Source organism: Pseudoalteromonas sp. PPB1 (genome assembly GCF_015356275.1).
GTDB classification, from domain to species: Bacteria; Pseudomonadota; Gammaproteobacteria; order Enterobacterales; family Alteromonadaceae; genus Pseudoalteromonas; species Pseudoalteromonas rubra_D.
The window spans coordinates 113,531-125,552 of sequence record NZ_JACEQV010000005.1 but is presented as its reverse complement, the minus strand read 5'-3'; the positions used below and the strand labels follow the sequence as shown (position 1 = coordinate 125,552).

Below are 12,022 nucleotides of genomic sequence, written 5' to 3'. Positions count from 1 at the left end.
TCCTTGAGATTCTTGTGACGTTTACCCGTTAACTTTCATAAACAGTGTAACACGTCTGCCCTGCTCTCCCCAGACACAGTGCCGCTGCGCAGTCACAAAAAAGCCCCGAATAAACGGGGCTTGAAAGAGACAAACTAATAAATTAATTTATTGATTTACCGCCGATTTTACTACACTTGATGAATCAGCCTCGTCAATCAAGTTTAGGTCAAAATCAAACTCATCAACCCGAATGGCTTTTTCACGCTTACGATTATAATCAATCAACTGAGCGTACTCTGTTTCATTAATGACTTTGGCTATCAATGCATTGTCCAGTGTTTCGTAAAAACGAACCCCAGCTTTGATCTCACGCTTTTTGAGTGCTCGCTTAACTTTACTCAACAGGTCCAGGCATGCAATTTTAGCCTTATAAGCCTGCTCGTTAATGTCGTGGCCGTCACCAGCTTGCGGCTTAACTAAATGCGTTAACTGAGCCTTAAATGCGGTATCCAATTGCGCAGCCGTCGCCAGTTCACGTATCATGTCGTCGTTGATACGCGGCATAGAATGACCGAACTGCATAGTCAGCACCCGCATGAACTTTCGTGTACCAGGTGCCGGAAAGTTATCCAGGAACTTATGCAGTGCCTGCTCGGCTTCGACCAACGCGTAACGTGTTGCATAATGGAAATATGGTGCAGCAGCCTCACGGTCTGTCACTGCTACTTTCTGCTCGTAATACTTGATAGAAGCCATGGCAGCATATAGGTAGCTCATTACGTCACCCAGACGAGCAGATAGCATTTCAGCTTGCTTAAGCTTGCCACCCAGAACCAGCAAAGAGAAATCGGCATACACAGCCAGCTTGGCTGACAAACGCTGTGCCGCTTTTTCGTATGCCTGTACTTCTGGCAAACTCGAGTTACTACTCGCTGTAAATGGCAGTAGCCCTAGCTTGAATGCTCGTAAACTATTCGCAACACTATACCCTACTGTCTTACGCAATATCTTGTTAAAGGTTTTGTCTGCATCCGCTTCTTCACTGTGAATTGCCTCAACCATTGATTGCAGATAAGGGTGACAACGCATAACCCCTTGACCGAAAATCATTAGGTTTCGAGTAAGGATGTTGGCTCCTTCTACGGTAATCGCGATAGGCTGTGCGACATAACCACTGGCCAGCGTATTTTGCGGACCATTCTGTATGGCCTTACCGGCCAAAATATCCATGGCTGAATCCAAAACATCCCGACCCGTTTCTGTCATGTGGTATTTGGCAATAGCAGTTACCACTGACGGCTTCAGACCCATACCCAGACCTTCCGTTGTCAGTACACGCATCGCTTCTTGAAGATAAGTTTTGCCAGCGATGTCCGCAAGCTTTTCCTGGATCCCCTCAAACTGACCGATTGCCAGCCCGAATTGCTCACGTACCGCCGCATACTCTGACGCCGACTTCAACGCAACCTGACTGGTAGAAACGCCCAGCGCTGGCAAAGAAATACCACGCCCGGCACCCAGACAGCTAACTAACATCTGCCATCCGCGACCAATATTTTGCTGACCACCGATAATGAAGTCCATTGGGATAAACACTTTTTCGCCGCGCGTAGTACCGTTGTAGAAACGGATGCCCATTGGATCGTGGCGGTTGCCCAGCTCAACACCCGGATGCGATTTGGGGATCAACGCACAGGTTATTCCCAAAGACTCTTTGCCACCGAGTAAGCCTTGCGGATCTAGTACTTTAAATGCTAATCCCAGTACTGTCGCAATAGGCGCGAGTGTGATGTAACGTTTGTCCCAGGTTATTTCCAGACCAAGCACTTCTTCACCGTTATATTGGCCTTTAGTGACAATACCCTGATCCGGAATGCCACCGGCGTCAGAACCTGCCTCAGGGCTGGTCAATGCGAAACAAGGAATATCAGTACCATTAGCAAGCCGAGGCAGATAATGTGCCTGCTGCTCTTTGGTTCCGTAATGCATTAGCAACTCACCAGGCCCCAAAGAGTTTGGAACCATGACAGTAACGGCAACCGCAGACGATTTTGTCGCTATGGTGCCTACAATGGTTGAGTTCGCATACGGGCTAAACTCTCTGCCACCATACTCTTTAGGAATAATCAAAGAGAAGAAGCGCTCTTTTTTCAAAAATTCTAAAATGTGCTCTGGCAAATGCTTCTCGTTCTGGATCACAGAATCATCGATCATCGCCATTAATTCTTGCACGGGACCGTCCAAAAACGCTTGCTCTTCGCTGTTTAATTTGGCTTCCGGCACCGCACGCAATGCGTCAAAGTCTGGTTTCCCGCGATAGATTGAGCCTTCAAGCCATACATCACCCGCATCGAGTGCTTCTTGTTCAGTCACCGAAATGCTTGGCAATATTTTTCTTAATTGTGTTCTTAAACTCATAATAAACTCATCCGACCAGATTGATATAGTTACATTACGGCATAAAATTCCGTTTAGATCAATTACTCTATGCTATTTTTTAACGGCTTTTTTACTGAAAGGTCTGAGTTGTTTAAAAAAATTCTAAATAATTAATAGCTTACAAGTGTTCGCTGAAACCAGCCCTCTGACTGTTTTTTATTCAAAAAAGAGGGGGAAGAAAAACACTATTTTGTTCATTAGAAAGCAGTCAAAGGTAAGATAAGAGTAGATGGCTTAAAAATCAGCAACCTGGGCTAAGCACAGCGTTTTAAGTGCTGTCGGACTAAGCGCCAGCTCTAAACCTCGTCGTCCCCCACTAACATAGATCGTGTCATAGTTGAGTGCAGAGTTGTGCAAAATCACTGGCAAGCGTTTTTTGTGTGCAAAGGGGCTGATACCGCCCAGTTGGTACCCTGTCGCATTCTCGGCTTGTTGTTGCGTTGCAAGTTGTGCTTTTTTGCCTTTGCAGCTTTTAGCAAACGCTTTTAGGTCAACCATTTGAGTAGCAGGTGTGACAGCAACACTTAACCTGCCATCGACACTGATAACCAGCGTTTTAAACACTTTATGCGGCTCCAGCGCCAATGCCTGAGTCGCTTCGAGTGCAAACTCCGTGATACCCGGATCGTGCTCGAACTTAAGCACCTCAAAGCTGATCTTATGCTTGTTAAGTAACTGAATAGCGGGTGTCATATAAGTGTTTCCTGCCCCTTATCATAAAAATTCTATAGTACCTCACCAACAGCAGTCTGCGTTAGGAAGAATAGTCGAGCACATTATGACGAGAAAATTGCGACCTTTTTGCCATAAACTTCAGTACCAGCTCAAGTTTTGTTAAGCTGCTGATACAAGTTTAGTCGCTTCAGTCAGACATAATCCTCCGCAGGTTACTTTTAACCCTATCTTAAGGTAGACAAAACGCCAAATTAGACTAAAGTCTTATTAACTCTATACGCACTGTATTATTGCGCGGGAGAGTCGTTATGAACAAAGGTCTTGTTCGTATCGCAGCCGTATGTGCGGTTAGCTACTTTGCTTTGTCTTTCTTAACCAACGAATATTATTTTTGGGAAAGCAGTGTGGCCTGTGCGTCCAAGTGTAAGCGACTAGGCTGTACCGATGGGCTTCTTTTAACAGGACACAGTCGAACAGTACTGGCTTGTAAGTGTACTGGAGATATGGATTATCTCATGCTGTTAAACTGAGAGAAAACGGCGCCATAAAGCGCCGTTTTGTTTTTCTGATATGCCTGTCAGCTCAGAGGTAAACCTCTGACATTATTTCGTCAGGTCATCAAAGAACTTTTTTACGCCGTCAAAGAAGCCTTGCGCCTTCGGACGATTTTTTCCTGCATCACTGCCCATGCTCTCTTCAAGCTCTTTAAGCAACTCTTTTTGTCTCTCATTAAGATTGACAGGCGTTTCGATCACGACTTTACAAATTAAGTCGCCCACAGCACCACTGCGTACCGACTTCACACCTTTACCGCGCATACGGAACATCTTACCAGTCTGGCTCTCTGAAGGTACTTTAAGGTTTGCACGACCATCCAGAGTCGGAACTTCAATCTCACCGCCCAAAGCCGCTGTGGTATAACTAATCGGTACTTCACAGTAAAGATTGTTACCATCCCGAACAAAGATGGGGTGTTCTCTCACGCTCACCTGAACATACAAGTCACCTGCAGGTGCACCGTGCATGCCAGCCTCACCTTCTCCAGACAACCTGATACGATCGCCCGTATCAACACCCGCAGGGATTTTAACTGACAATGTTTTGGTTTTCTCCACGCGGCCCTGACCATGACAGCTATCACATGGATCCGAAATAACCTGTCCGCTTCCCTGACACGTAGGACAAGTTTGCTGCACTGCGAAGAAACCTTGTCTCATCTGGACCTGACCGGCACCATGACAGGTAGGACATGTTTTTGGTTTAGACCCAGACTTTGCGCCACTGCCATCACAAGGTTTGCAAGAGACCCAAGTCGGAACCTGGATTTCGACTTCTTTGCCGCGTACTGCATCTTCCAGGCTCAGATCTAAACTATATCGCAGATCTGCACCGCGCTGCTGGCGTGACTGACGTCTTCCGCCACCAAAAATATCACCGAATACGTCCCCGAAAATATCACCAAAATCAGCACCGCCGCCAAATCCACCATGGCCTGCACCACCGTTTTGTTCAAAGGCAGCATGGCCGTATTGATCATACATCTGGCGTTTTTGACTATCTGATAAGACTTCGTAGGCTTCTTTTACTTCCTTAAACTTTGCTTCCAATTCAGCGTCGCCCGCAGTTCTGTCTGGGTGATACTTCATTGCAAGTCGTTTATAGGCCTTTTTAATGTCACGTTCACCGGCGTCTTTTGATACCCCAAGAACGTCGTAATAGTCTTGTTTTGACATAGTTCTCACACAATTCTTACTGAGCGATCAGCCATTGTGATGACCGCCTGGCGAATACTTGTTTGATTGCGCAGCTTACGAGACTTGCCAGCTCCGTTCACAATCTACTTATCGCCTAAATTTAAATACGTCAGAGCCTGCTTACCTCTGCCATTCGTTAGAACTTGAAGGATAAACAGGCCCTGTTTAGCACCGCAGGCTAAGCCTGTGGGCACTGATAAGTCAACAATTACTTGTCGTCTTTCACTTCTTCAAACTCGGCATCTACTACATCGTCGTCAGCCTTGTTTGCTTGCTGCGCACCTGCGTCACCGCCAGCTTGTTGCGCCTGAGCTTTCGCCTGAGCAATTTCCATCAGCTTCTGAGACTTTTCTGCAAGTGCCTGAGTCTTAGCATCGATTTCTTCTTTGCTTTCACCCTTAATGGCTGTTTCCAGCTCAGACAGTGCGGCTTCGATGGCTGTTTTGTCATCAGCTGGTAGATCATCACCTGCTTCTTCAACTTGTTTGCGAGTCGCGTGAACCATAGCATCAGCCTGGTTGCGAGCGCCAACCAACTCTTCGAACTTCTTGTCTTCTTCAGCATTCGCTTCGGCATCACGAACCATGTTTTCAATTTCATCGTCGCTCAGACCTGAAGATGCCTGAATAGTAATCTTCTGCTCTTTACCTGTGTCTTTGTCTTTCGCAGATACATGCAAGATACCATCCGCGTCAACGTCAAAGGTTACTTCAATCTGAGGTACACCGCGCTGTGCAGGGCGAATACCTTCCAGGTTGAACTGGCCAAGAGACTTGTTGTCACTTGAACGCTTACGCTCACCTTGCAGTACATGAATTGTTACGGCAGACTGATTGTCTTCTGCTGTTGAGAAAGTTTGAGACTTTTTAGTAGGAATAGTCGTGTTTTTCTCAATAAGCGCAGTCATGACTTGACCCATAGTCTCAATACCCAGAGACAGAGGACAAACGTCAAGCAGAAGTACGTCTTTCACGTCACCGGCAAGTACACCACCTTGAACCGCAGCACCAACCGCTACCGCTTCATCAGGGTTTACGTCCTTACGAGGCTCTTTGCCAAAGAACTCTGCTACTTGCTTCTGCACTAGTGGCATACGTGTCTGACCACCCACCAGGATGATATCATTTACGTCGCTTACAGACAGATCTGCATCAGCGAGTGCACGCTTTAGCGGCTCGATAGACTGTGCAACCAGGTCTTCAACCAGAGACTCAAGTTTTGCACGAGTCAACTTCACGTTCATGTGCTTAGGACCTGTTGCGTCAGCAGTTACGTAAGGCAGGTTTACCTCAGTTTGCTGTGCAGATGAAAGCTCGATTTTCGCTTTTTCTGCAGCTTCCTTCACACGCTGCATTGCCAGCGGGTCAGTTTTCAGGTCAATGCCCTGGTCTTTCTTGAACTCAGCAACCAGGTAGTTGATTACGCGGTTATCGAAGTCTTCACCACCAAGGTGTGTATCACCATTAGTCGCCAATACTTCAAACGTGTGCTCACCTTCTACTTCGTCGATTTCGATGATCGAAATGTCGAATGTACCACCGCCCAGGTCATAAACAGCAACCACATTGTCGCCTTGTTTCTTGTCCATACCGTAGGCAAGTGCCGCAGCTGTTGGCTCGTTGATAATACGTTTTACGTCCAGACCAGCAATACGACCTGCGTCTTTTGTCGCTTGACGCTGTGAATCGTTGAAGTATGCAGGAACAGTAATAACGGCTTCTGTTACTTCCTCACCAAGGAAATCCTCGGCTGTCTTTTTCATCTTTTTCAGGACTTCAGCAGAGATCTGAGGTGCAGCACGCTTTTCGCCACGTACTTCAACCCAGGCATCACCGTTGTCTGCTTTAGCAATCTTAAATGGCATAATGCTGATGTCACGCTGAACTTCTTCATCTTCAAAACGACGGCCAATCAGACGCTTGATTGCATACAATGTGTTTTGAGGGTTAGTCACAGCCTGACGTTTTGCCGGTTGACCTACTAACGTTTCGCCCTCTTCGGTAAATGCAATAACCGATGGCGTTGTGCGATCCCCTTCAGCGTTTTCGATAACGCGTGTCTTATCACCATCAAGTACCGCTACGCAAGAGTTAGTAGTACCTAAATCGATTCCAATAATTTTACCCATGTGAATCTTCTCCGACTTCAAAAATTCGTTGTTCTGTTAGATGACTTGATAAATAGGGGCGGCAATTTGTAATTCAAGCGTCTCAACAAAAAAAAAGTGGTTTTTTTTGAAATTTTTTTGCCATGCCGTTTTTTTCATCAAAAATCAGCGAAATTTGACTTTTAACTTCTGGTATGACCAGATAAGAGACACTAAAGACCAATCAAAAGTAAATGCAATGACATTTGACCAACTCATCTCCCTGCCTGAGCTAAAACACGCTCAGGCGCAACTTCCATCATTACCTGCAAGCTGGGGACAAGGTAGAACCGTATTTGGCGGCCTTTCAGCTGCTTTGATGTTACAAAGCATGTTAAATCAACTTGACGATCAAAATAGACGTCTGCTTTCTTTCAATTGCAATTTTGTCGGCCCACTTTTGAGCGAAACGCCATTTGAACTCAATACTCAGCTATTGCGTGCCGGTAAGAATGCAACTCAGATGCAAACCACCATTACTCAGAATGACCAGGTTTGCCTTGTTGCACTCGCCTGCTTTGGCAAACCGCGCACATCTGCTATCACAGTCCGTGCACAAGACGAAAGTACACTGAAAGAAATTAATAACAAACAAACGCTGCCATATATTGAAGGTGTAATGCCGGCTTTTATTCAACACATCGATCTGAATCTGCAACAAGGTGCCTTGCCGTTTAGTAATGCCAGTTCCAGTCATATAGGTGGTTGGATGAAATTCAAAGCGCCTGCACAGCCGCATTTGTCTGTACTCCACCTACTTGCACTTGCAGATGCCTGGCCTCCGACTCTGCTGCAACTATGCAAAGGCCCAACACCCGCAAGCAGTATGTCCTGGTACGTTGAGTTCTTAGATGATGTTGAATTACCGGGCACTGAATGGTTCGCAATGGAGGCTGTTACGCATCAGGCAGAACATGGCTATGCCATAGAAGATGCTAAGTTATTCTCACAAGATGGAAAGTTACTGGCATTGAGCAGACAGACGGTAGCGGTATTTGACAGTTGATTAAAGCCACTAAGTCACTCACACTATATGTAGGAGTTAACATAAGTATTGGTTAAACTGTGATAGTCGCCTGTCAGCATTGTGATTTTTTAGTGTCCATTCAAGATCTGGGCGAACAGCAAAGGGCTGTTTGCCCGCATTGCGGTAATGTACTGGCAACCACCCAGCGCAACTACGCACAATGGATAGCTGCATTTAGTCTTTCCTCAATTATCTTTCTGTTATTAAGCCTGCAACCACATTTTATTTCCTATGCGCAACATGGCCTAAAGCAAACCATTAGCTTAATGGCAGCGATCATGCAGCTTGCCGAACACTATAGTGTGTTCCTTGCGGTGCTGCTGAGCACCAGCATCGTTATTTTGCCATTCATTGCCAGCACGCTTATTCTTTTGGTGCATACGCCTTTATGGCAAAAAATGAACCCGCATAATGCCCGAGTCATTGCAAAATTTATTATGGCGCTAAGGCCACTCAATTTGGCCGATATCTTTTTGGTTGCTGTATTAATTAGTGCATTTAAGCTTACTGCGTTCGCAGAAATTGAAGTTGGACTTGGTTTTTGGGCGTATATTCTATTCGTATTATGTTTTATTGAGACTTTGTCTTTATTGAGCCAACATCAACTCTGGCAACTTCAGCAAGCACATTTTACCCCTTCAATTGAGCATTGTGCCAAACGTGCTAGTACACAAAGCCTCAAACAATGCCATGTCTGTCAGCAGATCAGTCGCAGTGCTCACTGCCCGCGCTGCATGGCAAAATTACGGTACCGTAAAGACAATTCTGTCGCGCGTAGCGCAGCCTGGATGATTACTTCACTGATATTTATGGTACCAGCCTTATCCTTCCCAATTATGGACACGATTAATCTGGGATTACATACACCGGCAACCATTTATGGTGGTGTAGAGGTACTTTGGAAAAATGGCTCATATCCAATCGCTATTGTGATTTTCATAGCAAGTATCTGTATACCACTGATAAAGGCAGGTACATTGTTCTATTTACTCTACCGCGTTAGCTACCCGACTAACCCAAAAGTGGCAGCTAAATTCTACCGGGCCCTCGAAGCGGTTGGTAAATGGTCAATGATAGACGTTTTCGTCGTGATCCTCTTGGTTTCTCTCGTACAGCTTGGTACTGTACTGAGCGTGGAGCCACAGCCAGGCATCGTCTTTTTTACCGCCATGGTTATTTGCCAAATCTTTGCTGTGAACAATTTTGACCCTCGTTTACTTTGGGACTCTTTAAATAAACATGAATAAAGAAGCGCATATCGAGCCCAAGCCCAGGCTTTCCGTTATCTGGGTAGTCCCCTTGCTGGCTGTTTTGATAACGGGCTGGATGCTTTATCAGCATCAACAAAACAAAGGCCATCAAATTTACATCAAGATGAAAAGTGCCGATGGTATCATTGCTGGCAAGACTGAGATAAGAGTCCGCAGTGTTAAAGTTGGTGTGGTTGAATCACTTCGTCTGCAAGTAGAGCAGAAAGCCGTTGTTGCCACTGTGCGTATCGAAAAGCATTATGATAATTTGCTGACAGAAGACGCTAAGTTTTGGATAGTGAAACCACGTATTGATCAATCTGGAATAAGCGGACTTAACACCTTATTATCTGGTGTATATATCGAGTTATTGCCGGGAGAAAGTAAGCAGCGCACCAGTCTATATACGCTCCAGGAGCAGCCGGCTCTTATCTCGACAGACATAGAAGGCGTGCGTTTCCAGCTCAGCTCAACCAGTGGCGAAGTGCTGGATGTGGGCACCGGGATCTTTTTCCGTAATTATCATGTGGGGCAGATTGAGAGCTCAGTGTTTAATACCGACTCTTTACAAATGGAGTACGGGGTGTTCATTCACTCTCCCTACGACCGCCTAATCACTCATAATGCGATTTTCTGGATCAATTCAGGGGTAGAGCTTTCGCTGACTAGTGAGGGCATTAACCTCAATACAGGTTCACTCGCAAAGATGATTAAAGGTGGAATATCTGTAGATTATCCACCCGGGCAAGACGGCACAGAGGTTGCTAAGGAAGGCAGAGCATTTACGCTGCATCAAAATTTCGCGGTTGCATTGGAGCGTCGCTTTGATTTGTTTGATCACTATTTGGTTGAATTTGAACAATCAATTCGGGGATTAAAACCGGTGCACCGGTTGAGTATCGGGGTATGCGTATCGGGACCGTTGAGCAAGTCCCAGCAAGGCTTGAGCAAAATGGACAGCCACTTTACTTTCAACAGGGCAACACGTCTATTCCTGTACTTATCAAAATTGAGTACGGACGCATTTATGAAGTCGATGCCAAAGCCAAGCAATATTGGCAGGAAAATATAGAACAATGGATTAAAAATGGCCTAAGAGCATCACTAAAAAGTGGTAATATTTTAACAGGTGCGGTATATATAGAGCTAGATTTTTACAATTCAACCCCTCCGACCAGCTTAGGGATGAATTTCGCGTACCCGGTGTTGCCGAGTGTACCGAGTGGATTTACAGCTTTATCAGAGCAAGTCATGGCTTTGTTGAACAAACTCAACAAACTGCCGCTGGATAACTCGCTCAATGAAGCACAACAAACGATGCAGGCGTTCACAGCACTGGCAGAAGAAACGCAGGCACTGGTTAATAGTTTCAACACAACGAAAGTATCTGAAAAAGTGGAAAAAAATCTAACACAATTACAGGGAACGCTGGCCCAACTCACTGCCAGCCTCAAACAATTTGAGCAAACACTAAACAACTACCAGAAAGGCTCAGGTATGGTCGAGCAACTGACAGATACTCTGCAAGAACTTGAAAGCCTTAGTAACTCGCTCAAGCCTGTGTCGAAAGGGCTTAATGAACAACCTAATATGCTGCTGTTCGACAAAGAGACTTTGGCAGATCCTGAACCCAGGAAGCAGCGCTAATGAAAGCAGTTATTGCGCTACTGTCAGTCGTGCTGACCAGCTGTGCGGGATCAGACCCAGCTCAGTATCAGTATTACCGATTTGATTCAGCGTTCGACACAAAACCAAGCACTGGCATTAGTGCATCCAGAGTATACGTCGATGAGGTAAATATTGTTGGCGTTGCCGACCAGCAAGCACTTGTCCAGTATACTTCAGCACATACTGTTCACATTGCCAATTATCATTATTGGGCAGAACACCCGAAGCTAATACTGACCAAAGAAACACTCAAATATCTTGAAAATAAAGGCTTATCGCCCGTACTCTCTGCCCATGCCAGTGATTTCAATACTGGTGATTTCAGATTGCTTATTGAAGTCTCAGATCTGGCCGGTCATTACCAGCAAGGCGCGATTTTAAAAGGTGCGTGGCACCTTTATCAAATAACAGATAATGGTACCAAGCTGATCCGTGTTAAACATTTTGACTACCAATCAGCGCTCTCACAAGACGGCTTCTCAGCTCTGATAAGCGCCCATCAGGCCAACTGGCAACTTTTGATGGCACAATTACACACGGATATCGGGTCGAGTGATATTATCTCCCCAGCAGATTAACGTATAAGTTAGTCTGCGCCATCCCTGGCACAAGCTCAAAGCTACCAACCAGAACAAAATTAAGCTTCGCTAATAGCTTGTTACTCGACGTATTTTCAGGGGTTGTAATGGCTCCGAGTGCCTTATACTTACCACAATTACTAACAAATGACAGTAATGCCTCTGCCGCTTCAAAAGCATACCCTTTGCCACAATACCGGTCGAGAAAAGCGTATCCCAGGTCCGGAAACTCCAGATAGGGCCGCTGATAGAGACCACAAATACCAATTGCAGTTCCGTCATTTAGCGCGACAATATAGGGACTTGGCGCTGCCAAGTCATATGGTGTAAAAAAGGCGCTTTCAATATACTTTTGCGCATCGGACATGGTTCGGATCTGTTTATCCGCAACATTATCGATAAAGCTCTGCTGGTTAAGCAGTTCAAAAATCAACTCCGCGTCTGCAATTTGAGCCCTGCGGATAATTAGCCGCTGTGTGCGCGTTACTATGTCTGACATAACA

At 45.7% G+C, this 12,022-nt stretch carries 8 protein-coding genes and 1 pseudogene; 4 read left to right on the top strand and 5 right to left on the bottom strand.

The features are described 5' to 3' along the window. Positions 1 to 147: 147 nt before the first annotated feature. The 4 genes from IY568_RS06875 to dnaK form a co-directional block, all read right to left on the bottom strand. A complete protein-coding gene (locus tag IY568_RS06875) occupies positions 148 to 2,400 on the bottom strand; it encodes an acyl-CoA dehydrogenase (RefSeq protein ID WP_125557102.1) in 2,253 nt (750 codons plus the stop codon). A 255-nt stretch (positions 2,401 to 2,655) separates the two neighbouring features. Further along, positions 2,656 to 3,114 carry a Cys-tRNA(Pro) deacylase gene (gene ybaK, locus IY568_RS06870; protein ID WP_194867158.1) on the bottom strand — a complete coding sequence of 153 codons (459 nt, stop codon included), beginning with the start codon at positions 3,112 to 3,114 and terminating at the stop codon, positions 2,656 to 2,658. Positions 3,115 to 3,698: 584 nt separating this feature from the next. Further along, positions 3,699 to 4,829 carry a molecular chaperone DnaJ gene (gene dnaJ, locus IY568_RS06865; protein WP_010381085.1) on the bottom strand — a complete coding sequence of 377 codons (1,131 nt, stop codon included), beginning with the start codon at positions 4,827 to 4,829 and terminating at the stop codon, positions 3,699 to 3,701. Between the two features lie 229 nt (positions 4,830 to 5,058). After that, a complete protein-coding gene (dnaK, locus tag IY568_RS06860) occupies positions 5,059 to 6,999 on the bottom strand; it encodes a molecular chaperone DnaK (RefSeq protein ID WP_323744728.1) in 1,941 nt (646 codons plus the stop codon). A 196-nt stretch (positions 7,000 to 7,195) separates the two neighbouring features. Here dnaK and IY568_RS06855 point away from each other — a divergent pair, with 196 nt between their 5' ends. The 4 genes and pseudogenes from IY568_RS06855 (at position 7,196) to IY568_RS06840 (ending at position 11,519) form a co-directional block, all read left to right on the top strand. Then, positions 7,196 to 8,002 (top strand): acyl-CoA thioesterase, encoded by an 807-nt coding sequence (locus IY568_RS06855; RefSeq protein ID WP_194867157.1) that lies wholly within the window; start codon positions 7,196 to 7,198, stop codon positions 8,000 to 8,002. A gap of 59 nt (positions 8,003 to 8,061) precedes the next feature. Continuing rightward, a complete protein-coding gene (locus IY568_RS06850) occupies positions 8,062 to 9,270 on the top strand; it encodes a paraquat-inducible protein A (RefSeq protein WP_125557110.1) in 1,209 nt (402 codons plus the stop codon). Then, positions 9,263 to 10,920 (top strand): annotated as a pseudogene (pqiB, locus tag IY568_RS06845) (intermembrane transport protein PqiB). Before IY568_RS06850 ends, pqiB begins: the two are co-directional and overlap by 8 nt. Next, positions 10,920 to 11,519: an ABC-type transport auxiliary lipoprotein family protein gene (locus tag IY568_RS06840; protein ID WP_194867156.1), complete on the top strand. Its 600-nt coding sequence runs from the start codon at positions 10,920 to 10,922 to the stop codon at positions 11,517 to 11,519. Before pqiB ends, IY568_RS06840 begins: the two are co-directional and overlap by 1 nt. Here IY568_RS06840 and IY568_RS06835 read toward each other — a convergent pair. Next, a complete protein-coding gene (locus IY568_RS06835; protein ID WP_125557116.1) occupies positions 11,500 to 12,018 on the bottom strand; it encodes a GNAT family N-acetyltransferase in 519 nt (172 codons plus the stop codon). The genes IY568_RS06840 and IY568_RS06835 overlap by 20 nt on opposite strands. Positions 12,019 to 12,022: the final 4 nt, after the last annotated feature.

Coding starts and splice junctions, on each gene's coding strand:
- IY568_RS06835 (WP_125557116.1), bottom strand. CDS start 12,018: ATGTCAGACATAGTAACGCGCACACAGCGGCTAATTATCCGCAGGGCT.
- dnaJ (WP_010381085.1), bottom strand. CDS start 4,829: ATGTCAAAACAAGACTATTACGACGTTCTTGGGGTATCAAAAGACGCC.
- IY568_RS06855 (WP_194867157.1), top strand. CDS start 7,196: ATGACATTTGACCAACTCATCTCCCTGCCTGAGCTAAAACACGCTCAG.
- IY568_RS06875 (WP_125557102.1), bottom strand. CDS start 2,400: ATGAGTTTAAGAACACAATTAAGAAAAATATTGCCAAGCATTTCGGTG.
- ybaK (WP_194867158.1), bottom strand. CDS start 3,114: ATGACACCCGCTATTCAGTTACTTAACAAGCATAAGATCAGCTTTGAG.
- IY568_RS06840 (WP_194867156.1), top strand. CDS start 10,920: ATGAAAGCAGTTATTGCGCTACTGTCAGTCGTGCTGACCAGCTGTGCG.